This window comes from Pseudarthrobacter defluvii (genome assembly GCF_030323865.1).
Classification (GTDB): Bacteria; Actinomycetota; Actinomycetes; order Actinomycetales; family Micrococcaceae; genus Arthrobacter; species Arthrobacter sedimenti.
Window position 1 is genome coordinate 2,297,440 of the sequence record NZ_CP066362.1, and the last position, 25,353, is coordinate 2,322,792.

The following is a 25,353-nucleotide window of genomic DNA, read 5'->3' on the forward strand; positions in this document are numbered from 1 at the left end:
CAGACGGCAATTCGGCGCAGTAGCGGCGGCGGATGGGTGCAGTACTGTGGGCTGGTGGTAAATCCCGTGCACCTGAAGACCCTCCTGGAGGTCACGCGGCTGGGCTCGTTCGCCGCGGCAGCCGCGACGCTCGGCTACACGGCATCGGCCGTCTCGCAGCAGATGTCCGCGCTGGAGCGCGAAACCGGCGTAACGCTCTTCCAGCGGACGGCGCGCGCCGTGGTCCCTACGGAAGCCGCCGTCGTCATGACCCGGCATGCCGCCAAGGTGCTCACCGACATCGAGGCCCTCATGGCCGCCGCGTCAAGGACGCAGGACAGCGAAAGCCAGGAGCTGCGGCTGGGGATCTTCCCCAGCCTGGCCACCTACGTCCTGCCCCGGATCCTGAAGAACCCGGCCTGGAAGAAACTCGGCATTGACCTGCGGGTATCCGTCGCGGAGCCTGGCCAGACCATCCAGGGCCTGCGCACCGGCGGGGACCTGGACCTGGCGGTGGTGTTCCAGGTGGGGCAGACGGGCTTCGCCTGGCCCAACACCATCAACCGGCAATGGATCGGCGACGACGACTTCCGGGTGGTGCTGCCGGCGGGCTGGGGCTTCCGGGCCGATGCCAAGGTGGCGGCGGACCACCTTTCAGAGATGCCATGGATCATGCACCACCCCGGCACGAGCGACGCCATGGTGATCGAACGGCTGTTCGCCGGCTGCAACCTGCACCCCCGCGTGGTTGCACACAGCGACGACTTCCACGCAAGCCTGGAAATGGCCGCCGCCGGACTGGGCGCGGCCCTGGTTCCGGAGTTGGCGCTGCGGAACAAACCGGCAGGCGTCGTGGTGCTGGACGTGCCCGAAATCCGGCTGGCACGAAACGTATTTGCGCTGCTGATCAACGACCGGAAGACCGCGCGGGTGCAGCTTTTCGTGGACCTCCTGGCGGAAACCCTTGCCGGGATGCGCACCGCGGTGAATTAGGGCCGAACGCTGGAATGGTCTGCGCTTCGGGTCTATGTTGAGACTATGAACAAGGTAGCGAGCCAGCACTTTGGGGAGATCGAGCTCAACCACGGCATGGATCACCTCTTCGCGGCCCAGCACGAGCTGCGGGGCCACCCGCTGGAACTCGACCTGAACATCAAGGCGCACGACCACTTTGACGAGGCCGCGCTTCGCAAAGTCGAATACCGGCTGCGCTTCCTCCCCGAACTGGTGGACGAGGTCCGCGCAATGATCGCGGAAGAGCTTGAGCAGGAGGGCACCAGCCCCCAGGAGTACCTGCACTTTCACTGCAACGCCCTCAAGGACGAGCATCTGCACAAGGTGTTCGGTGTCCAGGACCGCAGCCAGCTCACCAACGAGGTCTTCCTCAAGGCCCTGAAACTGGGCCACGTGGCCATCTACCCCGGCCAGCCCGAGCGCTATTTCGTCCTGGACTTCACTTTGGGCCAGCACTTCACCGATGAGGTCCTGGTGGCGTGCGCCGACCAGGACGGCGTTGTGGACGACGAGATAGTCTGGGAGTCCTGAACGGGGCGTTTGGCCCTGGCGCCGCCGCGCCGGTGGTTCCACCATGGGAGTTATGCAAGAACCCAGGGCCGGCACGTTTCGGCTCGCTGCTTCGTTGCTCCTGGCCGGCGTGCTGGCCTCGATAATCGCCGGTGTGCTCCATGCGGGGTCCCATGACGCCAACGATCACGTTGCCTCGTTCACTGCGTACGCCAACAGCGGCATCTGGACCGCCGTACACCTCGGTCAGTTCGTGGGGATGGCATTGGTATGCGCAGCCCTTGTCTCCCTGTGGGCAGCCCTTGAGGCGAGTCAGCACGCTGTGGCCTGGGTTGCCCGGTTTGGTGCCCTTGCCGCCGCTGCCGGCCTGGCACTTTATGCGGCACTCCAGGCGGTGGACGGCGTGGCTTTGAAGCAGGCGGTGGACGCCTGGGCCGCTGCCCCGGAGCCCGAAAAAGCAGCCCGGTTCGCTACGGCAGAGGGCATCCGCTGGCTGGAATGGGGCATGCGCAGCTACCAAAGCTTCCTGCTCGGAGCTGCACTGGGGCTCCTTGGGATTGCTGTGGCTGCCACACATCGTGTCCCCCAGATCATCGGACTACTCATGGCGCTGTCCGGACTGGCTTACCTGGCCCAGGGGTGGATCATCGGAGAATCCGGGTTTTCCGACGCCAACTCGGCGCCTACCTTGGTCGGCATCGTGGCAATCGTCGCGGCCAGCGTTTGGCTGGCAGTCAGCGCCTGGCGGATGAAGCAGACGACGGCGGCCGGTCACCTCAGGTGACCAAACCGCCGTCGTCCGCTCCTCAAGGTCCGGCGCGCTGGAGAGCCGGACCTTGAGCCTGCTTACCCCAATCCGCTACTTCGCCGCTTGCAGCAGTTCCGTGCGGACCGTTTGGGTGGCCTTGACCAGGTTCCGCAGCGACTCCTCGGTCTCGGCGTAGCCGCGGGTCTTCAGGCCGCAGTCCGGGTTGACCCAGAGCTGGCGGGACGGGACGTGCCTGACGGCGGTGGACAGCAGCTCGGTGACCTCGGCCTCGCCGGGAATGCGGGGCGAGTGGATGTCATAGACACCCGGACCAACCCCGCGGCCGAAGCCGTGGGATTCGAGGTCGTGGACAACCTCCATGCGGGAGCGGGCGGCTTCGATAGAGGTAACGTCGGCGTCCAGGCCGTCGATCGCGTCGATGATCACGCCGAACTCCGAGTAGCAGAGGTGGGTGTGGATCTGGGTGGAGTCGGCGGCGCCGGCCGTGGCCAGACGGAAGGAGTCCACCGACCATTTAAGGTAGTCAGCCTGGTCTGCCTTGCGCAGCGGGAGCAGTTCGCGCAGGGCGGGCTCGTCCACCTGGATGATCTTGATGCCTGCCGCTTCGAGATCGGCGATCTCATCGCGCAGCGCCAGGCCAACCTGGTTGGCGGTTTCAGCCAGCGGCTGGTCGTCGCGGACAAAGGACCAGGCCAGGATGGTGACCGGACCGGTGAGCATGCCCTTCATCGGCTTGCCGGTCAGCGACTGCGCGTACTCCGCCCACTTGACGGTGATGGGGGCGCTGCGGGTGACGTCACCCCACAGGATCGACGGGCGGGTGCAGCGGGAGCCGTAGGACTGGACCCAGCCGTGGACGGTGACGTCGAAGCCTTCGAGGTTCTCGGCGAAGTACTGCACCATGTCGTTGCGCTCGGGTTCGCCGTGCACCAGGACGTCGTAGCCCAGCTCTTCCTGCAGGTCCACCACGCGCTTGATTTCATCCTTCATGAGCTGCTCGTAATGCCCATCACTCAACTCGCCCTTGGTGTTGCGGGCGCGGGCGGAGCGGATCTCCGAGGTCTGCGGGAAGGAGCCGATGGTCGTGGTGGGCAGCGGCGGCAGGTGCAGTGCCTCTTCCTGGGCGGCCTCGCGCACGGTGTAGTCGGAGCGGGTGAAGTCTGCGGCGGTAAGCGCTCCGGTGCGGGCCCTGACGTCGGCGCGGCGGACACCTTCCGCCGCGGCGCGGGAAGCAATCACGGCCGTGGCTTCCTGAATGGCAGCCCTGGCCGAGGCGGGGTCCGCGAGGTATGACGCCAGGGTTTTGACCTCCACGGCCTTCTGGTCCGAGAAGGCCAGCCAGCTGCGGAGCTGCTCTGACAGCTGGGTTTCCTCGGCAACGTCATAAGGGACGTGCTGGGTGGAGGTGGAGGTGGAGACGGCGAGCCTGCCGGCGGCGGCCTTCAGCTGGTCGAGCCTGGCGGCGGAGGCGGCAAGGTCGTTGCGCCAGATGTTGTGGCCGTCCACGACGCCGGCCACCAGGGTTTTGTTGCCCAGGCCCGCCAGCGCGGCGGCGGAGGGAAGGGTGCCCTTGAAGACATCGATGTGGAGGGCATCGATGTCGGTGGCGGCGAGGGTGCCCAGCTGGCCTTCGAGCGAGCCGTACGGGGTGGAAACCAGGAGCTGCGGACGGTTGGCCGCAGCGGTCAGAACCTCATATGCCCGTGCAACGGCTGCTTCGACCTCTGCAGCCGGCGTGTCCTGGTCAACCACCAGTGCGGGTTCGTCGAGCTGCACCCAGCCTGCGCCGGCGGCGGCCAGCTTCTCCAGCAGCTGGACGTAGACGGGCAGGATGTCCTCGAGGCGGGACAGCGGCGCGAAGCCGGCCGGTGCGTCGTCGGAGGCCTTGGAAAGGAGCAGGTAGGTGACCGGGCCGACGATGTAGGGGCGGGTTTCGATCCCGTTGGACAGTGCGAAGGCGAACTCGTCAACCTTGGCGGTGGACGCCAGGGTGAACTCGGTTTCGGGGCCGATCTCCGGGACCAGGTAGTGGTAGTTGGTGTCGAACCACTTGGTCATTTCCAGCGGCTGCTGTTCCTTGTTGCCGCGGGCCAGCGTGAAGTAACCGTCAATGTCCAGCTGCCCATCGGCGTTGAGCAACTTGCCGAAGCGGGCAGGCACGGCACCCAGGTGGGCGGTGGTGTCGAGGACCTGGTCGTAGTAGGAGAAGGTGCCCGGCACGGCGGCGGCTTCGGTGAGGCCGAGTTCCTGAAGGCGGCGGGCGGTGGCCAGCTGGATGACCTTGGCGGCGGCGTCCAGGGCGGCGGCGTCGATCCTGCCGGCCCAGTAGGCCTCCACGGCCTTCTTGAGTTCGCGCCGGCGGCCTATGCGGGGGTAGCCGAGAAGCGAAGCGGACGGGAACGGGATGCGGGCGGTGTTCTGTTCAGTCATGGGTACTCCTGGAAGTGGGAAGGGCGCGCGCGGATCAGCGCAGCGCGAAGGAACGCAGCACGGAACGGTGCGCGTAGTGATGGCGATGCTTAGTGGTGCGGCCGGTCAGCCGGCAGCCTGGAAGGACTCCAGGCTGGTCAGCTGGCGAGGAGGCTGCGGGCGATTGATTCCCGCCGGCTGTGCTGGCTGCCGGGACGGCTGCGGCGCGGAAGGGCGAGCTTGTCCAGCACTTCCAGCGCGCTTTGGTGCTCGTTGAAGGTGTAAATGTGGATGCCGGGGGCACCGGCGTCCAGGGCAGCGTTGGCCAGGTCCACCGTGGCATCGACTCCGATATGGAGCCGCTCCAGGTCGGAATCGGCGGCGGCCAGCTTGGCCATCAGTTCCGGCGCGGGCTCCACGCCGGTGAGCTGTCCCAGGCGGTTGAGCCGGCGGAGGCTGGTGAGCGGCATGACTCCGGGGATGATGGGGATGGTCACGCCGGCGCGCCGCGCCCTGGTGAGCAGGTCAGCGTAGTGCCTGGTTTCGAAAAACACCTGCGTAATGGCGAAGTCGGCACCGGAACGCTGCTTGGCCAGCAGCACCTCCACATCGTGCTCCTCCGTGGGCGATTCCGGGTGCCGGGCGGGATACGCTGCCACCCCGACTGCGATCTTGCCGGCACAAAGCAGGGCCGAACGGCGCTGCTCCACGCGGCGGATGAGTTCGATCAGGTCCTGGGCGTACCGGAGGGATCCGGCAGCGGGCGCGCTGGCTTCCTTGGGAAGGTCTCCGCGCAGGGCAAGGATGCCGCGTACGCCGGTGTCCAGCAGTTCGCCCACGATGGTGGCGAGTTCCTGCGGGCTGTTGCCCACGCAGGTCAGGTGGGCCAGCGGCCGCAGCGTGGTCTCCAGCAGGAGCCGGTTGATGAGTTCGACGGCGGTGTCCCGGTTGGAGCCGCTGGCGCCATAGGTTACGGAGACATAGTCCGGCTCAGTGGTTTCCAGTTCGCGAATGGTGGTCCAGAGCGTTTCCGCTGCTGCAGGCGAACGGGGCGGGAACAGCTCATAGGAAAGCGCCACGGGAGCGGCTTCGGAGAGGTTCGGGTGTGCGTCAATCAGGCTTGGTGGTGACATTTGCGTCCTTGGCTTTGGGCCATTGCCTGCTTCCCTCCGACAGAACGGCCAGGGAACCGGCAATGAGTTGAGTTTGGGGAACACGGAGGGACTCCACCAGCGACGCAGCCGCGACTGTTACGCCTTGCATGAAGTAGTCCGTGAGCAAATGTCAGGCCCACATGGGGGCACCCACACCCTCCAGACGGAGGATCGCTGACACGTTACCGCGGTAACTTGTCCTCGACTCTATGGGCAGTGACGGGCGCGGGACAAGTCGGCGCCGAATTAAGACACTGTTTTACAGGTCGTTTTCCAAGGCAACAGAATTTTCTTCGCCGGCATGGGCCTTCACCACGGGCGCTCCGCAGCTGTCCCGTCGCCGGTATCCAGGTACTCTTCCCGTTCGCGCCCGCTGTTCCGCTCCCGTTCCGCCTGCCGTGCGCTGTCCTGGAGCTGGTCGAGCTGGCCCTGCCGGGGATCTGCAGACGTGTTCGGCGGCGGGTCCTCCCCGGGTGCCGGCGTCCCGGCCGCAGCCTGACCGGCGGCACCGAGTTTGCTCTCCAGCCTCTCCTTGGCATCAGCGAACCGGCCGCCGGTGTCGGGATTCCCGGCCCCGCATGCTTCCGGCGCCTGCCCGGCCGTTGCCAGCGCTTCCTGGAACAACAGAACGGCCGACGCCGGGTCCCCGGCCTGCTGCCGCTGGTCACCCAGGCGTTCGATCGCCAGCACAAGATTGACCCGGATGATGCACCTGTCCCCCGAGCCGGCGGGAACCATGCTTAGGGCTTGTTCGAACTGTGTCCGGGCAGTCGCATAGTCCTCCTCCGCCACGGATGCGTCACCCGCCGCGAACGGCGCCTTGTGCGGCTCCACGACGTTGGCGAAACCAAGGCCCCTGGCGGCGGCATCAACGGCGGCAGCGTCCCCGGCGGAAAAACCGGCGGCGGCGCGGTCAGCCAGGATGCCCAGGCTGAGCAGCTTGGCGGCGAAGCACAGCACCAGCAGCACCGGAAGCGCGGACCACACCAGCAGGCGGCGCCTGCAGGAATGCGGTGTCGACTGTGCGGTCACGGCCTTTCCTCCTTCCGGCCTGCCGGCGGGAGTCCGCGAAACTGCCGCACGAGTGCCACGGCTTCCGGCAGTGCCAGCAGGAAGGCCCCGGCAGCGAGGATCCAGTAGAGCTCCGTCCCTGCCGCCAGCGAACCATCATCGTCTGGGCGTTCCACCCTTCCGGGGTGCGCCTGCTGCATCATGTCAGCGACAGGAGCGCCTGCAACGCGATGGACGTATGGCACCCCAAGCTGCCCGGCGATGGCCTGCAGCCGTCCCTCGTCAATCATGGACAGCGCGTCGCCGGTACTGCCGGGCCGGTTGTCCTGGACGTAGCCGCCACCCCGGGTGCCGGCCGTCCCTCCTGCGGTCCCGCCGTCGTCCGCCCCTGTGTTCTCCTTCATCCGGCCGCCTCCGGACGTGCCGTAACCCAGCACCGCTCCCCCGGCCACCAATCCGCCGTCGACCTTGATGGGCTCCGGCTCCTTGCCGCTGGTCTGCTCGCCGTCGCCCAGGTAGTACACCAGACGGGGCCTGCCCGGGTGGCTGTCCCTGGCCGCTGCCAGGCGCCCGGCCAGCACCTGCTTGGCTGCGGTAATGCTGCTGCCCTTGGCGTAAGCGGTCACCTGCGGTTCCAGGACGTCCGTGATGGTCTCCAGGGCAAGGGTGTCGGTGCTCAGCGGCATGCGGACGTGCGCGGTGGTGTCGAACGTGATGACGGAGAACCGGGCGCCGGGCAACTGTTCAGCGATGGCCATGATGTCCTTCCGGACGCCCTCCAGCCGCGGCCTACCGTTGCCGTAGTCCTCCGCCACCATGCTGGTGGTGGTGTCCACCACGAAGAACACGTTCAGGTCGGCGCTGGCGGCTTGGACGGTGCCTCCCGGCAGGTGCGGCCGCAGGAGCGCTGCAAGAAGCAGCAGGACAATGGCTGCTCGCCGCAGCCAGGTCCTGCTGCGGAGGCGGACGCGCTGCAGCCGCCAAAGAACGGCGCAAAGGGCAAGAGCAGACAGCAGCGCAGCCGCTAGCGGCAGGCCAGGTACATCTGCGAACACAGCCCGGGGCGCCCCCTGGACCGCCGTTGTCTCCGTCTGCTCAATGCCTGTGACAATCCCGGCCACGGCGTCCGGGCTGTCAAGGGCAAAGTAGGCGCCGCCGGTGGACTCTGCGGCTACACGCAGTTGTGCGCCCGACTGGTCAGAACCGGAGCCGTAGTCCAGGTCCGCCGGGTTCAGCGCATAGACGTGGACGGACCGCTCCCTGGCCAATCCGGCCGCCTGGTCCAGCGTCATGATGGGCTTGCCGGACAGGAAGTTGTCTGTCGCGAGCACCACCGACCGCGAGCGCTGGGAGTTGGTGCCTCCGCCGGTGGTCTCCTGGGACTTGCCGGCGCCCGGGAAACTGTTGAGGCAGGACGCCAGGCCGTCGCCGATCAGGGACGAACCCCGGCCGCTCCACGTGCCATCAAGGAATCCGGAGCTTCCGGGTTTGCCGTCAAAGGCGTCCCTGGCACCCTGGAGTTGTTCCTGCGCATAGGCGTAGTCGTCCGTCAACGGAAAGACCTGGATGGCGCTGCTGTCGAAGATGGTCAGGCCGATCCGTTCGCCGTCGAACTCCCGTGCCAGTTTGGCGAAGACGTCCACTACTGCGGCGTCGGCGCTGCTCATGGAGCCCGAGGCATCAAGGCAGAGCATGATATCGCGGTTGTGCTGCTCCGGCCTGACGGTATCCATCGCCACGGGACGTGCCGCAGCTGCTGCTGTGGACACCAACAACAGGACCAGCGCTGTCGCGGCCAGGACCAGCCACCGCCGGTACCGCCGGAGGGCTGCCTGGTATTCCGGCAGCGCGGTGAGCCTGTCCGCGTGGGCCACGGGCCGTCGTCGCCCGTTGCTCCCCCCGTTACGGCGCAGCGCAACCCATACCGCCACACCCGCCGCGGCAGCCGCGGCCGGCAGCAGCCACCAGAACATCAGCTCCACGCGCGCACCGCCGCCGAGGCACTTGCCGCAGACGCCGCCACGGAAGGCAGCGGGCCGGGACCGAATTCAGCCGGGTAGAGGGCCTTGACCGCGTCGGCAGCGGCCGGAAGAGGGTGCCGGGCGAGGTCCTGGTGCGTCATCCTGGTGGCATCCACCCCCGTGGCGTCCCGGACAAACCCGCGCAGCAGGAGGCTGATCTCCTGGTGGGCCGGCCGCGCGTCCACCCTGCCCGCCGCCGCGGCCTGCTCCACATCGTGGATGCGCTGCAGGTATGCCGCCTTGAGCGCAGGCAGGTCGGTCAGCGCAGACCGTCCCTGGGCGCTGCCGGACGGCTCCATGCGCCCGGCCGGACGGGTGGTGGCCAGCACGAAGACGTACCACCCTGCCACCAGGGCCAGCAGTGCTGCCCCGCACCACGCCCAAGCGGGACTGTACTGCAGCGGCGCGAAGAACCCGGGATCAGCCTGCACGCCGGTGCCTCTCCAGAAGCGCGAACAGGCCGGTGATGACATCCCCACTGCCCGCTACGTCCCCTTCGGTGATCCCGGCCGCGCGCAGCATGGCCTTCCGGCCCGTATCACGCTCCGTAGTCGCTTTCGTGTAGGCCGTCTCCACGGTGGCGGACACCCCGGGCGGCCAGGGCAGGAGGGACTCATCGGCCACGCTGTAGGCCGCGGGGGCGTTGGGATACGTGCCGTTTGGGGATGGGGCGAGGTCCGCGTCCCGCACTGTCAGCCACAGGACTTCGTGCTGGGCACGGAGCCGGAGCAGGAGCTGGGCGGTGGCAGAGTCCGCCGCCAGTTCGTCCGCGACGACAAAGAGCAGGTGGCGGCCCTTAACGTTGCGTGCCACGTAGCCCAGCTGGTCCTGAATTCTGCTGGGTTGCCCTTCAAGGCGCGTGTGGGAATCCACGTGCCTGAGGAGCCGTTCCAGGTGGGCTTCGCCACTCTTTGCCGGCAGGGAGAGGGTTGCGGTGGAGTCCCCGCACACCAGGCCCACCACGTCCCCGTGCCGATGGGCCAGGTAGCCCATAACCCCCAGCGCGAGCACGGCGATGTCCTTTTTCACTTCCCCGGAGTGCGCCTCCGCCGCCATGTTCCGTCCAGTGTCGGTGACCAGGAGGACGGTCTGCCGGCGGACGGCCACGTAGCGCCGGATCAAGGGTGAACCGTGCCGGGCCGTGGCCTTCCAGTCGATGTCGCGCACTTCGTCACCCGGCACGTAGGCGCGCAGGTCGTCAAAGTCCAGGCTGCGGCCCCTGAACACGGAACCGTACTCGCCGTCGAGCATTCCACGCGCTTTGCGGTGCGCGAAGATGGCCATCTTCGACTTCACCCGCTGGAGGAGGCTGGCCATCCGGGGTCAGGGAGTCTGGACGGCGGCCACGACGGCGTCAATCACCGATTCGACCGGGACCTGCTCGGCCACCGCGTCGAAGTTCAGGATCAACCGGTGCCTCAGTACCCGGTGCGCCAGCGACCTGACGTCCTCCGGGATCACATGGTCGCGGCCGTGCAGCAATGCCACCGCACGCGCTGCCTGGCTGAAGGCGATGCTGGCCCGGGGGCTGGCGCCGAATTCGATGAAGCCGGCCAGGCGGGCATCGATGTACTGGGAGGCGTTCCGCGTCACGTATACGAGGCCCACGATGTAGTTGAGGATTGACGGATCGAGGTAGACCCGCCCCACCAGTGCCTGGATTTCGGTGATGGCATCCAGGGAGGCTGCGGCCGCGGGCTTTTGTTCGCGGGTGTAGACGCCGGCGTCGATCCTGCGGATGATCTCCGCTTCTTCAGCGGGGGTGGGATAGTCCAGCACGTCCTTGAGCATGAACCGGTCCATCTGCGCCTCGGGCAGCTGGTAGGTTCCCTCCTGCTCGATGGGGTTTTGGGTTGCCAGGACCAAGAACGGCGAGGGCAGGGGGTGGTCCTGCCCGCCAATGGACGTCTGGCGTTCCTGCATGGCCTCAAGCATGGCGCTCTGGGTCTTGGCGCTGGAACGGTTGATCTCATCCAGCAGCACGATATTGGCGTGCACCGGGCCGAGTTGGGTGCGGAAATCCCCCTTGGCGGCATCGTAGATCTGGGTCCCCACGATGTCGCTGGGCAGCAGGTCAGGGGTGCATTGGATCCTGCGGAATTCGGCACTCACGGCTTCGGCGAGGGTTTGTGCGGCCGTGGTCTTGGCCAGTCCCGGGACGCTTTCCAGGAGGATGTGGCCGCCGGTCAGCAGTCCCACCAGCAGCGACTCCCGCAGCCGGGACTGTCCCACAACTTTTGCATCGAAACTCCGGGAAATGTTGGCCGCCACCTGCTGCGCCCTGGCCAGCTCCGCGGGCTGGATTCTTTCGGGCACGCTGGTCGAAAGCACTGGATTCCCCCTGATGACGGTGTTGGGCGCACGGGCCGGGCCGGCCTTGTCCCGCCCGCCATCCTATCCAAGCCGGGGCCGCGAAGTCCGGCAATGGGGACCACTCCCCTAATGGGGTCTGCAGGTCTATCCTTTTGCCATGATTGAGCTTCCAGCCAGTTACAAGGAATACCTTGCCGACAAGAGCCAGCACTTCGTGGACACGGTCCGGCCGGTCCTGATGCAGTCCGCGGCGGAAAAGCTGCACGGGGTTCGGGTGGTGAACAATCCCACGGGGCACCAGGCGCACCTCGACGATACCCTGCCCTTCGGCGTGGTGCTCGAGGACATAGACTAGCCCCTGACGGCTCCGGCAAGGGCCAGTGCGTTGCCGGACCCGCGTGCCACGATCGCGTAGAGGGCCAGGACTGGAACGGAATAGAGAATCGAGAATGCGGCCAGCTGGCCGTAGGCCACTGCGCCGTGCTGGCCGAAGAAGCTGAAGATCGATACTGCTGCGGGCTGGCTGGCCTCGGACAGCAGGAGCACGAACGGGACAAAGAAGTTTCCCCAGGCCTGAATGAAGACGAAGATGAACACCACGCCCAGGCCCGGTCCCATGAGCGGAAGCACGATGGACCGCAGCCCGGACAGCCTCGACGCGCCATCAACCCACGCCGCCTCCTCCAGTGCCACCGGCACGGCGTCCATGAAGTTCCTGGTCATCCAGATGGCCATGGGAAGGCTGGTGGCGGCCAGGAACAGCACCGTGGCCGGCATGGAGTCCAGCAGCCGAAGCTGGACGAACAATCCGTAGACCGGCACCATGATGGCCGTGACGGGAAGGCAGGTGCCGAACAGGATGCCGGACATGAACGGCGTGTTGAACCGGGACCGGTAGCGGGACAGCGGATACGCGGCCAGCACGGCTGCCACGAGCGTCACGAGGCCGGTTCCGGCCGACAGCAGCAAACTGTTCCACAGTGGCCGGAACAGCAGCTCCGGGGTGAAGACGGCGGCGAAGTTTTCCAGTCCGGGCTGCTGCGGAACCTTGGTGGAGTGTCCGGCGGCCGGATCCAGGGATCCGAGGACCAGCCATAACAGCGGGAGCAGGAAGCAGGCGCCGATCAGCAACAGGACCACGTCCGCCCACGCACTGCGGGTACGTCCGTGCCGGTCTGTCACGGTTTCTGCTCCCTGAGCAGGCGCAGGTAGGCCAGCCCGAACACGGCGCCGATCAGGATGAGGACCACAGCGACGGCCGTGCCATAACCGATGTCGCCAAACTTGAAGGCCTCCTGGTAGGCAAGGACAGGCAGGGTGGTGCTGCCGTTGGCGGGACCACCGGCCGTCATGACCCAGATCAGGGTGAAGACCGCCAGCGTCTGCAGCGTGACCAGCATCAGGTTGGTGGCGATGCTGCCCCGGATCACCGGCAGGGTAATGAATGCCAGCCGCTGCCAGCCACCGGCACCGTCCATCTGTGCAGCCTCGGTCAGCTCGGCCGGGACGCCGTTCAGCGCGGCCCGGTACACCAGCATCGAAAAGGCTGTCCCGCGCCAGGTGTTCGCCAGGATCACAGCCACCATGGGGACGGCGAAAAGCCAGTCGGCTTCGGCTAGCCCAAACGCGCCAAGCAACTGGTTGAACGTGCCGTCCCGGCTGAAGAAGGCATAGGCCGCGAAGGCCGCCACGATTTCCGGCAGGACCCAGGCCGCCACGACGGTGGTGCCAACGGTTGCCGAAATCGCGGGGCGTGCGCGCCGCATGAGGACCGCCAGGGCCAACCCCAGCACGTTCTGGCCTACGACGGCCGAACCTGCCACGAACAGCACGGTCAGCACCACCGAGAGCGGGAAGGCAGGGTCCTGCAGCAGCCGCTGGTAGTTCTCCAGTCCCACCCACTCGGGGTTCCTGGCGTGCCGGCCGGTGAGTCCGGCGTTGGTGAGCGAGGCATGGAGAGCCCACAGCACGGGGCCGGCCAGGAACACAGCCAGCAGCACGACGGCGGGCAGCACCGGCAGGAAGCGGAGCACCTGCCGGCCGCGGTGGTTGGCGGCCATTGCTACTTCCGGATGGTTTTGTCGCCACCCACAATGCCGGCCACGGCCGTGTCATAGTCGGCCGCCGCCTGCTCAGGGGTCCGGTTGCCGGTGATGACGGCCTCGGTGGCTTCCTGGACGGCAGCCGAAATCCGCGGGTAGTCGGAGGTGGCAGGCCGGAACCGGGTGACGGACACCAGGCTGGAGACATCCTTCACGAACGGGTTGGCGGACTGGTAGCCGGGATCGGCGGCTACGTCGGTGCGGACCGCGATCTGCGAACTGGCCACCGTGAATGCCAGCGAATTCTTTGCGCTGAGGGCGGTGGTGAGGAAATTAAAGGCCAGGTCCGGCTGCTTGGTTTCGGCGCCGACGGCCAGTGTCCAGCCGCCGGACATGCTGACCTTGCCGGGTGCCGCTCCGTTCTGGGTGGGGAAAGCGGCGACGCCCATCTCCTGTGCGTAACCTGGCCACGCGTAGCTGCCGCCGTCCTGCCAGAACGACGGCGCGTAGGAGCCTTCCACGGTTGCCCCCAGTTTTGCCTTGGGGAACCATTCACCGAACACCTTCTTCCAGACGTTCGGGTCCAGCGCTTCGGCCGGGGGAACGGCCAAATGCTCCCCATAGAGCGTGCCGAGGAAGGTGAGCGAGTCCTTGAAGCCCGCCGAGCCGACGACCCATTTTTTGGCGTCCTGGTCGTAGAGGCTTGATCCGGTGCCGTACAGGAGTTCGTAGAACCCCTGCATTACGGTTCCTTCACCGGTACCCTTCCCGGCGTACATGTTGAAGGGGATCACATCCGGGTTGGCGGCCTTGATCTTCCGGGCGGTGTCCAGGATGTCCTGCCAGCTGGACGGCTGCCAGGGCAGTCCAACGCCGGCTGCCTCAAAAACCTTCTTGTTGTACCAGATGGCCCGGGTGTCGGTGCCCAACGGCACTGCGTACGTGCCGCCGTCGTCCGCTTTGCCCGCTTCCTTCGCGGCGTTGTCGAACGTGGCCCAGTCCCCCCAGCCTGCCAGGCGGCTGTCCAGGTTCAGAAGGTACCCGGCGTCCACGTCGGAGCGGACCTTGAAGGTGTCTTCGTAGAAGACGTCAGGGGCAGTCGAGGGAGCCCGCAGGGCCAGGGCCAGCTTGGTGCCGTAGTCATCGTCGTTGGCCTGGATGGGCTGCAGTTCAACCCTGACGCCCTGGTTGGCGGCTTCAAACTCCTTTTTCGCCTCCTGCAGCATGGTGTCCAGGGCGGTGAAGGAGTCCGTCTTCTGGTAGGCCACCTTGATGGTCTTATCGCCGCCGGCCGGATCTGCGGGTGTACAGGCGGCGAGGACCAGGACCGCGGCGGCCAGCAGGGATGCTGTCTTGGATGCCCGGCGAAACATGCCGGTCAGCTTTCCAGCAGGAGCCGCTGGGCACGGGGCGCGAGGGTATGTTCCAGGACCAGGGAGGCGGCCCCGATGGCCCCAACGTCCTCCCCCACGCCTGTGCCTACTACCTCGATGGGGTGGATCAGACGGACATCGCTGTTGGCATCCAGGAGCGGCGGGATCAGTTCCAGGTATCGCTGCGCCAGGCAGGTCCAGAACGGGCCGCCAAAGACCACGCGTTCCACGTCAAGGGTGTTGGTGACCACCGAAGCGGCTCTGGCAACCAGGGTGGCTGACTTGTCCAGGATGGCGGAGGCCCGTTCATCTCCTGCGTACGCATGTGCGCAAAGTTCAGAGAAGCTTTGCTGGATTTCGGCGGCGCTCCCGGCCGCGGGGCCCTGCAGGATTCCGGCTGCTTCCGCCTCTGCCACCAGGACCTGCGGGATGGCGGAGGATTTGACGCAGCCGCGCTGGCCGCAGTCGCAGAGCGGCCCGTCCGGGTCCACTACGATGTGGCCGATTTCTCCGGCGTTGCCGGAGGTGCCCCGGACTACTTCGTCGTTGAGCACGATGCCGCAGCCGATACCCGTGCCCATGTACATGAAGATGAAGCTGCCGGCGCCGCTGGGGCCGCCTGCCCATGTTTCGGCCACGGCGGCGCTGGTGACGTCCTTGTCCACGAGCACCGAGTAGCCGGTGGCCCTGGCCAGCGCGTCGCGCAGTTCCACCCTGTCCCAGCCCGGCAGCAGCGGCGGGTCCACTACGGTGCCGTTATCCAGGTCGATGGGGCCGGGTGCAGCCACTCCCAGTCCTGCGATACGGCTGCGGTCCACGCCCGAATCCTCCACAAGCTGGGCGATCTCCGCGGCAATGGTGGCGATGACGGCGGACGGATCATTGCCGCCGGGCGTCTTGATCCGGGAGTGCCGCACCACGGCTCCCACCAGGTCCAGGACCACGAACGTGGTGACGGCGGGGTCCAGGTGGACCCCCAGGGCGTACATGCCGCCGGGATTGAGGCGGAGGATGGTCCGCGGCTTGCCCGGACCGCTGCCCTCCTTGCCTGCCTCGACGATCAGGTTCTGGTCCAGCAGGCGGCGGGAAATATTGGAGATGGTCTGCGGGGAAAGGCCCACGATCTGGGCCAGCTCGACCCGGCTGAGGCCACCGGACGTCCTGCGGATTGCGTCGAGGATGACGGTGAGGTTGAAGTCACCCATCCTTGGCAAGTTGGTTCCGCGTCTCGGAGATGATTGGCGGATCTCAGACACTGTTTCCCCTAAACGTCCTCGGCTACCGGTGATAGTGATGCTTTGAATCGTACGTTAAGGCCGCGCCCCCGCCCACATGTGCGGACGGCGGCGCGGCGCGGATGTCTTTCTCCGGTCAGCGGAGGCGGCGTGTGCTGCGCGTGACGATGAACTTGGCGTTCCGGCCCTCCACCACGGTGGGCCCTACACAGCGTTCCAGTGCCGGCTGGTAGGCCAGGTGCCGGTTGAAGACCGTCCACAGTTCGCCGCCGGGAGCCAGGACACGGCCGGCGGCCTCGATCATCTTCAGGCCGGCTCCGGCATGGACACCGGCACCGACGTGGAAGGGCGGGTTCAGCAGCACGGCGTCCACGGACGCATCGGCAAAGCTGCTGAGCGCATCGTCCTGCAGGACGCTGACCCGGTCAGCCAGTCCGTTCGCCCGGGCGGTGGCGAGCGCGGACTGCACGGCGGCTGCTGACTGGTCTGTTGCCGTTACGGATGCGGCAGGGAACTGCCGGGCGTACATCGCGGCGAGGATGCCGGTGCCGCAGCCCAGGTCGACGGCGTGCCGCGCCGGCTTCATGGCGGGCAGGAACGTCAGGAGGAACCGTGTGCCGATGTCCAGCCGTGGGCCGGCGAAGACAGCTCCATGTGCAGCCACGTCCAGGTCCAGCTCGGCAACGTGCTCCACTACCGGGAAGCGCGGGGCGGCAGTGGCAGGCTTGGGGCCGCTACACAGAAGGACCCGCGACTTTTGCCGTGCGAGCTGCGGCTGCACGGACACGAAGTACCGTTCAAGGACTGCGTTCATGCCCAGTGACATGTGCTTCACCCGGCCTCCTGCCAACAACCGGACGTCCGGCGCCGCGAACCGCGCTATGGCGGTGGCAATTTCCTCCAATTCGGCCAGCGTCTTGGGGAGCTGCAGCAGGACCGTTCCTGCCCCCTCCAGCAGATCATGGCCAAGGGGCAGCTGGACGAACCCGGTTGCGATGTCCCCGGAACCGGCAGCCTCGCGGCGGGTCTGCAGGCCGGCCGGCAGTTCGGCCGGCAGTTCGGCCGCGTTGAGCCGCAGGGCCCGTTCCCCGGTGATGAGGTCCTGGTGCACGCGCAACGACGCGGGGGCAAGCACCGCGGAAGCGCCGAGCGTCAGGGCGCCGTAGCGGTCACCGATGACGGCGATGGCGCTGCAGGCCCGCCCGAGCTGCACGGCCGTCTCCAGCAGCAGCCGGTCTGTGGCATCCCACGCCTGCAGATTAGGGGCCTCCACGTCGGGGCGCCGGCGCAGGACGTGGAAAATGTCCTCCAGCGAGTTTGCTGCCACCGGTGTCCTGCCGCCTTCTGTTGCGATTGCCGGCCCCGGCGCCCGGGGCATCACCCCCACGTTACCGGTTCCGCCGCCGCCGCCATTCCAGGCAGTCTTATGATCGCCGCCACTGCTGCCCGGCCTGCCCGGTTGGCACCTATGGTGGACGACGACGGGCCGTAACCCACCAGGTGGACGCGCGGCTCGGCTGCCACCTGGGTGCCGTCCATGGCGATCCCGCCGCCGGGCCCGCGCAGGTGAAGCGGCGCGAGATGTTCCAGTTCGGCCCTGAAGCCGGTGGCCCAAAGGATGACGTCGGCTTTCAGGAGGCTCCCGTCCGCCCGGCGGACGCCGTCGGGCTCGATGGATGTGAACATCGGCTGCCGGTTGAGTGCACCGCGTTCCTTGGCGGCGCGCAATGCAGGCGTCCAGATCAGTCCCGTCACGGAGACCACGCTCTGCGGCGGAAGCCCACGGCGGACCCGTTCCTCCACCAGGGCCACGGCGTCATGGCCCGCCTTCGCATCGAACGGCGCGTCCCGCCACACCGGTTCGCGGCGGGTGAACCAGCTGGTGGTGGTGATGCGGGAAATTTCCTCCAGCAGGCCGACGGCGGAAATGCCTCCGCCTACGACGATGACGTGCTGGCCGCGGAATTCGTCCGCTGAAACATAGTCGGCGACGTGCAGCTGCCGGCCGCGGAACGAGTTCTGGCCGGGATAAATGGGCCAGAAGGGGCGGGTCCACGTGCCGGTGGCGTTGATGAGCGCCTTGGCGGTCCAGTCGCCGTCGGACGTTTCGATTCGCAACCGGCCGGCGGGGTTGTCGTCTTCCCGCCTGACAGCGCGCACCTTGACGGGCCGGCGGACGGAGAGGCCCAGCTCCGCTTCATAGTTGCCAAAGTAGCGGGTCAGGAATTCGGAGCTGGGTTCGGCGGGGTCCACCTCCGGCTTGGGAATGCCGGGCAGGTCGCTGATCCCGTTGACGGTGGCCATGCGAAGGCTCTTCCACCGGTGCCGCCATGCACCGCCCGGACCTTCCTCGGCGTCGAGCACAGCATAGTCCAGGCCCCGGCGCTGGAGGTGGTAGGCGGCCGACAGGCCGGCTTGGCCCGCACCGATGACCACCACATCGGTTGGGTCAGGAATCACTCCCCCATGATAGTCGCGGAGGGCAGAGCGGCCTTAGGGTGGGCGCATGGACACTGGAGCTGCAGTACCAAACGGAACCGGAACCAAGGGGCACGCCGCGCGGCTGGAAAAGGCCTTGGGGGCGGTGCTGGGGACCGGGCAGATACCGCTGCGCCTGCGGGCTTGGGACGGCTCGGAGGCGGGTCCTGCGGGTGCTCCGGTCCTGGAGTTCAGGTCCCGGAAGGCCCTGCGGCGGATGCTCTGGTCGCCCGGGCAACTGGGGCTGAGCCGGGCGTATGTGGCCGGCGACATTGACGCGCCAGGCGATATCTTCGCCGCGTTCACGGCGTTGAGTTCTGCCGGCAAGTTCGCCGAGCCCGGTCCGTTCCGCCCGCTGACCGCGGGGGAACTCTGGCTGCTCCTGCGCACCGCCGTCCGGCTTGGGGCTGTGGGACCCAACCCGGTCCCGCCGCCCGAGGAGGCACGCGTCGCCAGGAAAGGCAGGATGCACTCCAAGGGGCGTGATGCGGCCGCCATTTCACACCATTACGACGTCGGGAACGACTTTTATGCCCTGGTGCTGGGTCCGTCCATGGTGTATTCATGCGCCGTGTGGCCTCCCGATGCAGCCGCACGGCCCGCGGACAAAGGGGGCGCGGACCCGAACGAGGACGCTGGCGGGATCGACGGCGCCGTGGACGGTGGCCTGGATGCCGCGCAGGAAGCCAAGCTGGACCTGGTGTGCCGGAAGCTTGGCCTTCAACCCGGGATGCGGGTCCTCGACGTGGGCTGCGGGTGGGGCAGCTTCGCCCTCCATGCTGCCGCCCGTTACGGCGTCACGGTCGTCGGCGTGACGCTCTCTGCGGAACAGGCGGTCCTGGCGCGCAAGCGCGCGGCAGACGCAGGCCTTACGGACAGCGTGGACATCCGGGTCCAGGATTACCGGGACGTGCAGGACGGGCCATTCGACGCGATCAGTTCGATCGGGATGTCGGAGCACGTGGGACGCGCCCAGACCCCTGCCTACGCCGCGGCGCTTTTCGCGCTGCTGCGCCCAGGCGGCCGGCTGCTGAACCACGCCATCTCCTGGAACGCCGGGCCCACCAGCCCGGATCCGGACTCGTTCATCCCCCGGTACGTCTTCCCGGACGGCGAAATGATCAGCCTCGGCGAAATGGTCTCCGCCCTGGAAACCGCCCGGTTCGAAGTCCTCGACGTGGAGGCCCTCAGGGGCCACTATGCCCTGACACTCCGGGCCTGGGTCAGCAGGCTGGAGCGCAACTGGGACGAGGCCGTCCGACTGGCCGGCGAAGGGCGTGCGCGTGTCTGGCGGCTGTACATGGCTGCGAGTGCACTGGGGTTCGAAAACGGGCTGACCGGGGTCAACCAGGTCCTGGTCCGGCGGCCGGGCGGGGAAGAACCGCCGCTGCGGCGGAACGCGTGGCTGTGACCTAAGGCGCCCTCCGGCATGCGACACGAGCGTTCCAGTCACGGCCGGTGAGCGTCCGGTTGGAGCGCATCCAGGCAAGCGCCCTCCTGCCGGGACGTAACCCGGCAGGAGGGCGGTCTATCCGGGCGCTGCACCCGGCTGTTGCGGCAGGGCATCTGCTGCCGGCGGGCGTGGCTCCTGCGCCGTCAGGCGACCGGTGAAGGCCCGCCCGGCTGGGTGAAATGCTGGGTCTTCTCGATCTGTACCACCTTCGGGTCCGTTTCGTCCGCCGCGTAGTCGGTGGGCCGGGTGAGATCCTCGCCTGTCCGGACCTTCAGTGCCCGCAGCACCACGGTCAGGACGACGGCGACCACCAGGTTCAGCGCGAAGGCTGACACCGCGATGTAGACGCTGAAGTCAGTCCCGGGGATGGGGGCCACCGAGCCGCCGAAGTGTGCCTTGGTGACCGGATTGACCACGTTGTAGGCGGACACGGTGCCGAAGATAATGCCAACCGCCCAGCCGATCAGCAGCGCCCAGCGGTCGAACCACCGGGTGTAGAGGCCTGCCACCACCGCCGGGAAGGTCTGCAGGATCCAGATGCCGCCCAGCAGCTGCATGTTGATGGCTGCGGACTGGTCCATGGCGATGACGAAGACCAGGGCGCCCACCTTCACCACCAGCGAGACGATCTTGGACACTTTCGCCTCAGTCCTGGCATCAACGTCAGGCCGGATGAAGTCCCGGTAGATGTTGCGCGTGAACATGTTGGCGGCCGCGATGGACATAATGGCTGCCGGCACCAGGGCGCCGATGGCGATGGCGGCCAGCGCGATGCCGGCGAACCAGGCCGGGAAGTGGTCAAGGAACAATTGCGGAACCACCAGCTGCGGGTTGACGGAGCCGTCCAAGTCTATGGGCTTGGTGCCAGCCTGGATGGCGACGAAGCCCAGCAGTGCAAGGAACCCCAGCATCAGCGAGTACAGCGGCAGGATGGCCGCATTGCGCCGGATGGTATTGCGGGCCTTCGAGGCGAGTACCGCGGTCACCGAATGCGGATACATGAACAGCGCCATGGCCGAGCCCAGTGCCAGCGACCAGTACGCGGAGTAGTTGGCCCCTCCCGGGATGAAGACGCCGGCCGGCTTGCCCGTGGCTTGGTTCACTGTGCCCAGCTTCGACTGGGCGGAGCCAAAGATCGTGTCCCACCCGCCGAACTTGATGGGCAGGTAGATCACGGCAACGATCACGGCAAGGTAGATCAGCAGGTCCTTGACGACGGCGATCATCGCCGGGGCGCGCAGGCCCGACGTGTAGGTGTAGGCGGCAAGGACCACGAAGGCCAGGATCAGCGGCAGGTCAGTCAAGAGCACGTTGCCGGAGCTGCCCAGGCCAAGAACCGTGAGCACGGCCTTGATGCCCACCAGTTGCAGGGCGATGTAGGGCATGGTGGCAACAATGCCTGTGATGGCGACGGCAAGGGAGAGCCAGCGGCTGCCGTAGCGTCCGCCGACAAAGTCTGCGGAGGTCACGTAGCCGTGGCGGTGGGAGACCGACCACAGCCGGCTCATGATGATGAAGATGATGGGGTACAGAACGATTGTGTAGGGGACGGCGAAGAAGCCGCTCACCGCGCCAGTGGCCCACATGGCCGCCGGCACCGCCACGAACGTGTACGCGGTGTACAGGTCCCCGCCCAACAGGAACCAGGTGATCCAGGTACCGAATCCGCGGCCGCCCAGACCCCACTCATCCAGGCTGTGCAATCCTTCCACTTCCGTGCTGCGGCGCCACCTGGCGGCCAGGAAGCCCATTACGGCGACGACGACAAAGAGCAGCACGACGATAACAAGCGCCGTCCAGTTGACCTGCCGGCCGGTCATGGCCGCTCCCCTTCCATGCCGGCCCCGGCAGCGGCTGCCCCTTCCTGGGGTGCGCCGCCGGCACGGGCCTCCGCCCGCCGTCGTCGGTCCTCCCTGGTCACCAGCCAATAGGCGCTGCCGGTAAGAATGGCCGAAATGGGCACCCACAGGAGCTGGTACCAGTAGAAGAACGGCATGCCGCCAAGCCGCGGCGCATCAAAGGCGTAAAGCTGGGGCATCAGGGGGAACAGGATGGCGGCGGCCAACAGTATGCCGGCGCCGATATAGGGGGCGGGCCTGGCCGGCCCGCGGATGGCAGTGTCGCGCGTCAGGCGCGATCCTTCGGGAACAGTTTCACCGTTCGGGCTGTAGCCGGAACCATCTGCGTGGGACATCTGTGACCTCCTCGTCAGCCCGTCCCGCGGCCGCCGCTTTGGAGGAAAGCAGTCCGGAGGCGGAACGATGTGCCCTCAACCACAGTTGTACCGCGCTTTGACCTGCGCCGGAAGAGTTTCAGTCCACGAACAGTTGCCGCTGGCAACAAGAAAGGGAACCATCACCAGGAGATGGTTCCCTTTCTTCCATGTATCGGTGGAGCTGAGGGGACTCGAACCCCTGACCCCCTGCATGCCATGCAGGTGCGCTACCAGCTGCGCCACAGCCCCGTACTTTTGTCCCTTCCGGTCGAATTCCCCGGAGCAACCTGACCAGAGTAATGCACTTTTCCGCTGGACGCCAATCGGCCCTCAACAGCCTGAAACCGGGCCTTCCCCACGCACCTGCCACTGGACAAATCACCGGGAAACGCGGGGGTGAAAAGTCCGGGCGCCGGTGCAATCCGGAGCATCCGGGATGTGGGAACAAAAAAGTCCGCCGGAACCTGATGGTTCCGGCGGACTTGCCGGTGGAGCTGAGGGGACTCGAACCCCTGACCCCCTGCATGCCATGCAGGTGCGCTACCAGCTGCGCCACAGCCCCGGAATGTTGCCGCTCCAAGAAGTTTTCTTCCGGGTCTCCCCCGAAGCAACTCAAATATCTTAGAACAGCAATTCCGAAAATTCCAAATCGGGAATATTCGCCGGCCGGCCCGGCCTACTCGCTCTCGGCTGCTGCGCCGGCTTTGGCTGAAGCGTCATCACCCAACTGCAAGTCCACGACTGGGCAGTCCTTCCACAGGCGCTCCAAGGCATAGAACACGCGATCCTCCTCGTGCTGGACGTGGATGACGACGTCGGCGTAGTCCAGCAAGACCCACCGTCCGCCGGAACGGCCCTCGCGGCGCACGGGACGCAGGTCCTGCTTGGCCAGTTCTTCCTCAATGCCGTCCACGATGGCATTGACCTGGCGTTCGCTGGGCGCCGAAGCGATGAGGAAAACGTCAGCCAGGGCCAGGCGTTCGCTCACATCCATGGCGACGATGTCCTGGGCGATCTTGTCCGCGGCGGCCTTGGCGGCCGTCCGGGCAATGGCGATGGATGATTCTGTTGCAGTCACGGGACTCCTTGATTGTGTTAAGTGTTGGTGCCGGCCGGCAGGTCAGCGGGACATGCCGCTGACGATCAGGATGATGCCGGCAACGAGGGCCAGGATCCCGAACGCGAGAATGCAGAACTGGAGAATCCGGTTCCGCCGCGCCCTGGTCAAGCCGGCGGTGGCGGCGTCCAGTGGATCGAGACCGTAAGCGGAGCTGGCAGGAACGCGGGGAAGATCCTCGAAGAGGTCCTCCGACTGGTTCTCCGGCTGGCCCGCCGGACGCGTCACCGGTTTGGGACGGCCTGCTGCCTTCGCGGCAGCCTCCGCCCGGGCAATGACTTGGGAACGGCCGGTGGCGGAGTCAGCCGCAGGCACCTTGGACTGGGCGGCAGGCTTGCGCTTCCCGCCACGCGGAACCTTTGTACCCGGGGAAACCTTCGTACCGGGCCTGGTGGTCACCGGAACATGGGAGGTTGCCGGCGGCTTCATCACCGGACGGTCGACGCCGGGTACCTGGACGAACTCGAGCGGAGTCACCATAGCCAGGTTGTTCGCCGTGGAGGGGCCGGCCTTACTGGCAGTGGAGGGGCCGGGTTTGTTGGCGTTGGAGGGGGCGGGTTTGTCGGCGTTGGAGGGGGCTGGCTTGTCCGCGGGAGCGGCTGTCCTGCCCTGGCCGGCAGGCGTCCCGGCCTGCTCGGCAAGCTTTTGCCGGGCCATGGCGCGGCGGTTCAGCACGGCCGCACGTTCGGCGAGGGCAATCTGCTCCGCAAGGATCTCCGGATCCACGGCTTCGGGATCCATGGAGGCAATGTGCTCCATCTTGGCGATCTGGTTTCGCGCCTGCGCGGCGATAAGTTCCCGCGCTTGCAGCGCCTGTTCGACAGTCATACCTTCCGGGGCGCTTCCGGGAGCCTGGGTGGGGCCGTCCGGCTTCTGGCGCTCGGGCTTATCCCCCTGCCCGCTGCCCTTTCCGGGGTCGGGGGAAGGCGGTGCGGGGGAAGCTGGAGCAGCGGCCTGAACAACGGGGTTGGCCGCCGTCAGTGCCTGCTCTTTGAGCTGCTGCAAACGCAGCTGGCGCCGGGTGGGTGGTCCCCCGGCGGAGAGCTGCCCTTCCTTTTCCTCAAGCTCCTTGATGGCGCGCAGCGTGGCGCGGTCCCGGGCCCGGATCTGGGACGAACGCTGGGTGGACGTCTGTTCCGGGGCCGTTTGGGGACGGGCTGCCGGTGCAGGTGCGCGGTCAGCCGGCCGGTCGGCGGCAGGCGGGCGTTGCTCCGTCGAAGGCGGGGTGGCCTGTTGGGCTTCCCTGGCCTTCCGGAGTTCCCGGCGGCTGCGGATTGGTGGCTGTTCCTGACTCATTGAGAACTCATTCAGTACTGGCTGGTTCGCGTGCTTCGGAAGTTTGTTCCTCCGCGCTTGATGGCGCGTCGGAATACAGGCCGTACTTGGCGATGTACTGCACCACCCCGTCCGGGACCAGGTACCAGACCGGATTGTTCGCCGCCACGCGGGCACGGCAATCAGTGGACGAGATGGCCATCGCCGGAACTTCCAGGAGGCTGACGTCTTCACGGCCCATGCCATCCAGGACGTGTCCGGGCCGCGTGACTCCGACAAAGTGCGCCAGGGACCAGAGTTCGTCGATGTCCTTCCACGACAGGATCTGCGCCAGGGCGTCCGCCCCAGTGATGAAGAACAGATCTGCATCCGGGCGTTGTGCCCGCAGGTCGCGCAGGGTATCGATGGTGTAGGTGGGCCCGGGACGGTCCACATCGACGCGGCTGACGGTGAACCGCGGATTGGAGGCCGTGGCGATGACGGTCATCAGGTAGCGGTGCTCGGGCTCGCTGACCTGTTTATGGGACTTTTGCCATGGCTGCCCGGTGGGGACGAAAACAACCTCGTCAAGGTCGAATTCCGCCGCGACCTCGCTGGCTGCCACAAGGTGGCCGTGGTGGATGGGATCGAACGTCCCGCCCATCACGCCCAGCCGCAGCCTCCCCCGGGCACCATTGCGGTGCAGATTGTGGGAAATCTTAGTGACCCTGCCCGCGATCGTGCTTGTTGGGGTGCTGCCGGTGCGGATCCGCGTGCTCGTCGGTGGCAGCGTGCCGGTTGCCCAGGTTGTTGTAGGACCAGGCGATGAACATCAGGACCACCAGGATGGCGAACATGGATACACCGAAGACCCATGGCTCAGCCCACAGCGGCGCAGGCTCCTCATGGCCTGATTCACCGGCGGCGGCGACGGACATGGCAATCTGCTGGAGCAGCATTTTCTCCCCTTGTTCAAGGATTTAATGGCAGCGGAACCCTCCGCCGC

General features: G+C 66.9%; 24 protein-coding genes and 2 tRNA genes. 5 read left to right on the top strand and 21 right to left on the bottom strand.

The genetic code is table 11. From position 1 onward, the window contains the following. Positions 1 to 54: 54 nt before the first annotated feature. Genes JCQ34_RS10610 through JCQ34_RS10620 form a run of 3 tightly spaced genes read left to right on the top strand, consistent with a single transcriptional unit; the run spans position 55 to position 2,287 of the window. On the top strand, positions 55 to 972 hold the full coding sequence (locus JCQ34_RS10610; RefSeq protein WP_286397450.1) for a LysR family transcriptional regulator: 918 nt from the start codon (positions 55 to 57) through the stop codon (positions 970 to 972). A gap of 45 nt (positions 973 to 1,017) precedes the next feature. Next, positions 1,018 to 1,524, top strand: a complete 507-nt coding sequence (locus JCQ34_RS10615; protein WP_286397452.1) for a DUF2004 domain-containing protein — start codon at positions 1,018 to 1,020, stop codon at positions 1,522 to 1,524. Positions 1,525 to 1,576: 52 nt separating this feature from the next. Beyond that, a complete protein-coding gene (locus JCQ34_RS10620; protein WP_286397454.1) occupies positions 1,577 to 2,287 on the top strand; it encodes a hypothetical protein in 711 nt (236 codons plus the stop codon). A gap of 75 nt (positions 2,288 to 2,362) precedes the next feature. On the opposite strand, the gene metE is transcribed toward JCQ34_RS10620, so the two are convergent. The 7 genes from metE to JCQ34_RS10655 all read right to left on the bottom strand — a co-directional run bounded on the left by metE (position 2,363) and on the right by JCQ34_RS10655 (position 11,198). Further along, a complete protein-coding gene (gene metE / locus JCQ34_RS10625; protein WP_286397456.1) occupies positions 2,363 to 4,702 on the bottom strand; it encodes a 5-methyltetrahydropteroyltriglutamate--homocysteine S-methyltransferase in 2,340 nt (779 codons plus the stop codon). A gap of 137 nt (positions 4,703 to 4,839) precedes the next feature. Further along, complete coding sequence (locus tag JCQ34_RS10630) at positions 4,840 to 5,814, bottom strand: methylenetetrahydrofolate reductase (RefSeq protein ID WP_286397458.1); 975 nt, start codon at positions 5,812 to 5,814, stop codon at positions 4,840 to 4,842. 330 nt (positions 5,815 to 6,144) lie between these two features. Continuing rightward, positions 6,145 to 6,867: a hypothetical protein gene (locus tag JCQ34_RS10635; protein ID WP_286397460.1), complete on the bottom strand. Its 723-nt coding sequence runs from the start codon at positions 6,865 to 6,867 to the stop codon at positions 6,145 to 6,147. Further along, on the bottom strand, positions 6,864 to 8,819 hold the full coding sequence (locus JCQ34_RS10640; RefSeq protein ID WP_286404426.1) for a vWA domain-containing protein: 1,956 nt from the start codon (positions 8,817 to 8,819) through the stop codon (positions 6,864 to 6,866). Before JCQ34_RS10640 ends, JCQ34_RS10635 begins: the two co-directional genes overlap by 4 nt. Further along, positions 8,819 to 9,298 (bottom strand): hypothetical protein, encoded by a 480-nt coding sequence (locus JCQ34_RS10645; RefSeq protein ID WP_286397462.1) that lies wholly within the window; start codon positions 9,296 to 9,298, stop codon positions 8,819 to 8,821. The genes JCQ34_RS10640 and JCQ34_RS10645 overlap by 1 nt, the downstream gene beginning before the upstream one ends. Next, a complete protein-coding gene (locus JCQ34_RS10650) occupies positions 9,288 to 10,184 on the bottom strand; it encodes a DUF58 domain-containing protein (protein ID WP_286397463.1) in 897 nt (298 codons plus the stop codon). The genes JCQ34_RS10645 and JCQ34_RS10650 overlap by 11 nt, the downstream gene beginning before the upstream one ends. Positions 10,185 to 10,190: 6 nt before the next feature. Beyond that, complete coding sequence (locus JCQ34_RS10655; protein ID WP_286397466.1) at positions 10,191 to 11,198, bottom strand: AAA family ATPase; 1,008 nt, start codon at positions 11,196 to 11,198, stop codon at positions 10,191 to 10,193. A gap of 139 nt (positions 11,199 to 11,337) precedes the next feature. Here JCQ34_RS10655 and JCQ34_RS10660 point away from each other — a divergent pair, with 139 nt between their 5' ends. Further along, positions 11,338 to 11,535: a hypothetical protein gene (locus JCQ34_RS10660; protein ID WP_142133647.1), complete on the top strand. Its 198-nt coding sequence runs from the start codon at positions 11,338 to 11,340 to the stop codon at positions 11,533 to 11,535. Here the strand turns inward: JCQ34_RS10660 and JCQ34_RS10665 are convergent. From JCQ34_RS10665 to JCQ34_RS10690, 6 genes are all read right to left on the bottom strand, one after another. Continuing rightward, complete coding sequence (locus tag JCQ34_RS10665) at positions 11,532 to 12,362, bottom strand: carbohydrate ABC transporter permease (RefSeq protein WP_286397468.1); 831 nt, start codon at positions 12,360 to 12,362, stop codon at positions 11,532 to 11,534. The genes JCQ34_RS10660 and JCQ34_RS10665 overlap by 4 nt on opposite strands. Next, entirely contained in the window at positions 12,359 to 13,240 is an 882-nt protein-coding gene (locus JCQ34_RS10670; protein ID WP_286397470.1) for a carbohydrate ABC transporter permease, read from the bottom strand. Before JCQ34_RS10670 ends, JCQ34_RS10665 begins: the two co-directional genes overlap by 4 nt. A 2-nt stretch (positions 13,241 to 13,242) precedes the next feature. Beyond that, positions 13,243 to 14,595, bottom strand: a complete 1,353-nt coding sequence (locus tag JCQ34_RS10675) for an extracellular solute-binding protein (protein WP_286397472.1) — start codon at positions 14,593 to 14,595, stop codon at positions 13,243 to 13,245. Between the two features lie 5 nt (positions 14,596 to 14,600). Further along, positions 14,601 to 15,800, bottom strand: coding sequence for an ROK family transcriptional regulator (locus JCQ34_RS10680; RefSeq protein WP_286397474.1), 1,200 nt, complete (start codon positions 15,798 to 15,800; stop codon positions 14,601 to 14,603). Between the two features lie 166 nt (positions 15,801 to 15,966). Continuing rightward, positions 15,967 to 17,157 carry a class I SAM-dependent methyltransferase gene (locus JCQ34_RS10685; RefSeq protein WP_286397476.1) on the bottom strand — a complete coding sequence of 397 codons (1,191 nt, stop codon included), beginning with the start codon at positions 17,155 to 17,157 and terminating at the stop codon, positions 15,967 to 15,969. A 50-nt stretch (positions 17,158 to 17,207) separates the two neighbouring features. Next, a complete protein-coding gene (locus tag JCQ34_RS10690) occupies positions 17,208 to 18,290 on the bottom strand; it encodes an FAD-dependent oxidoreductase (RefSeq protein WP_286397478.1) in 1,083 nt (360 codons plus the stop codon). Between the two features lie 46 nt (positions 18,291 to 18,336). Here JCQ34_RS10690 and JCQ34_RS10695 point away from each other — a divergent pair, with 46 nt between their 5' ends. Further along, the gene (locus JCQ34_RS10695; protein ID WP_286397480.1) at positions 18,337 to 19,719 is read left to right on the top strand and encodes an SAM-dependent methyltransferase; all 1,383 of its coding nucleotides are present in this window, start codon (positions 18,337 to 18,339) and stop codon (positions 19,717 to 19,719) included. A 185-nt stretch (positions 19,720 to 19,904) separates the two neighbouring features. On the opposite strand, the gene mctP is transcribed toward JCQ34_RS10695, so the two are convergent. The 8 genes from mctP to JCQ34_RS10735 form a co-directional block, all read right to left on the bottom strand. Next, positions 19,905 to 21,581: a monocarboxylate uptake permease MctP gene (gene mctP, locus JCQ34_RS10700; RefSeq protein WP_286397481.1), complete on the bottom strand. Its 1,677-nt coding sequence runs from the start codon at positions 21,579 to 21,581 to the stop codon at positions 19,905 to 19,907. Then, the gene (locus tag JCQ34_RS10705; protein ID WP_286397483.1) at positions 21,578 to 21,955 is read right to left on the bottom strand and encodes a DUF3311 domain-containing protein; all 378 of its coding nucleotides are present in this window, start codon (positions 21,953 to 21,955) and stop codon (positions 21,578 to 21,580) included. The genes mctP and JCQ34_RS10705 overlap by 4 nt, the downstream gene beginning before the upstream one ends. A 197-nt stretch (positions 21,956 to 22,152) precedes the next feature. Further along, positions 22,153 to 22,225, bottom strand: a tRNA-Ala gene (locus JCQ34_RS10710). Positions 22,226 to 22,465: 240 nt separating this feature from the next. Further along, positions 22,466 to 22,538 (bottom strand) — tRNA-Ala (locus JCQ34_RS10715). Between the two features lie 114 nt (positions 22,539 to 22,652). After that, the gene (rsfS, locus tag JCQ34_RS10720) at positions 22,653 to 23,054 is read right to left on the bottom strand and encodes a ribosome silencing factor (protein ID WP_286397486.1); all 402 of its coding nucleotides are present in this window, start codon (positions 23,052 to 23,054) and stop codon (positions 22,653 to 22,655) included. Positions 23,055 to 23,096: 42 nt separating this feature from the next. After that, a complete protein-coding gene (locus JCQ34_RS10725) occupies positions 23,097 to 24,389 on the bottom strand; it encodes a hypothetical protein (protein ID WP_286397488.1) in 1,293 nt (430 codons plus the stop codon). 7 nt (positions 24,390 to 24,396) lie between these two features. Then, positions 24,397 to 25,011: a nicotinate-nucleotide adenylyltransferase gene (nadD, locus tag JCQ34_RS10730; protein ID WP_376977023.1), complete on the bottom strand. Its 615-nt coding sequence runs from the start codon at positions 25,009 to 25,011 to the stop codon at positions 24,397 to 24,399. A gap of 55 nt (positions 25,012 to 25,066) precedes the next feature. Further along, a complete protein-coding gene (locus JCQ34_RS10735) occupies positions 25,067 to 25,306 on the bottom strand; it encodes a hypothetical protein (protein WP_286397491.1) in 240 nt (79 codons plus the stop codon). Positions 25,307 to 25,353 lie beyond the last annotated feature (47 nt).

What these genes read in the sequence shown, in the direction of transcription:
- JCQ34_RS10615 (WP_286397452.1), top strand. Translation starts at nt 1,018, where the DNA reads ATGAACAAGGTAGCGAGCCAGCACTTTGGGGAGATCGAGCTCAACCAC.
- JCQ34_RS10620 (WP_286397454.1), top strand. Translation starts at nt 1,577, where the DNA reads ATGCAAGAACCCAGGGCCGGCACGTTTCGGCTCGCTGCTTCGTTGCTC.
- metE (WP_286397456.1), bottom strand. Translation starts at nt 4,702, where the DNA reads ATGACTGAACAGAACACCGCCCGCATCCCGTTCCCGTCCGCTTCGCTT.
- JCQ34_RS10630 (WP_286397458.1), bottom strand. Translation starts at nt 5,814, where the DNA reads ATGTCACCACCAAGCCTGATTGACGCACACCCGAACCTCTCCGAAGCC.
- JCQ34_RS10640 (WP_286404426.1), bottom strand. Translation starts at nt 8,819, where the DNA reads ATGTTCTGGTGGCTGCTGCCGGCCGCGGCTGCCGCGGCGGGTGTGGCG.
- JCQ34_RS10650 (WP_286397463.1), bottom strand. Translation starts at nt 10,184, where the DNA reads ATGGCCAGCCTCCTCCAGCGGGTGAAGTCGAAGATGGCCATCTTCGCG.
- JCQ34_RS10660 (WP_142133647.1), top strand. Translation starts at nt 11,338, where the DNA reads ATGATTGAGCTTCCAGCCAGTTACAAGGAATACCTTGCCGACAAGAGC.
- JCQ34_RS10670 (WP_286397470.1), bottom strand. Translation starts at nt 13,240, where the DNA reads ATGGCCGCCAACCACCGCGGCCGGCAGGTGCTCCGCTTCCTGCCGGTG.
- JCQ34_RS10675 (WP_286397472.1), bottom strand. Translation starts at nt 14,595, where the DNA reads ATGTTTCGCCGGGCATCCAAGACAGCATCCCTGCTGGCCGCCGCGGTC.
- JCQ34_RS10680 (WP_286397474.1), bottom strand. Translation starts at nt 15,800, where the DNA reads ATGGGTGACTTCAACCTCACCGTCATCCTCGACGCAATCCGCAGGACG.
- JCQ34_RS10695 (WP_286397480.1), top strand. Translation starts at nt 18,337, where the DNA reads ATGGACACTGGAGCTGCAGTACCAAACGGAACCGGAACCAAGGGGCAC.
- mctP (WP_286397481.1), bottom strand. Translation starts at nt 21,581, where the DNA reads ATGACCGGCCGGCAGGTCAACTGGACGGCGCTTGTTATCGTCGTGCTG.
- JCQ34_RS10705 (WP_286397483.1), bottom strand. Translation starts at nt 21,955, where the DNA reads ATGTCCCACGCAGATGGTTCCGGCTACAGCCCGAACGGTGAAACTGTT.
- JCQ34_RS10725 (WP_286397488.1), bottom strand. Translation starts at nt 24,389, where the DNA reads ATGAGTCAGGAACAGCCACCAATCCGCAGCCGCCGGGAACTCCGGAAG.
- nadD (WP_376977023.1), bottom strand. Translation starts at nt 25,011, where the DNA reads ATGGGCGGGACGTTCGATCCCATCCACCACGGCCACCTTGTGGCAGCC.
- JCQ34_RS10735 (WP_286397491.1), bottom strand. Translation starts at nt 25,306, where the DNA reads ATGCTGCTCCAGCAGATTGCCATGTCCGTCGCCGCCGCCGGTGAATCA.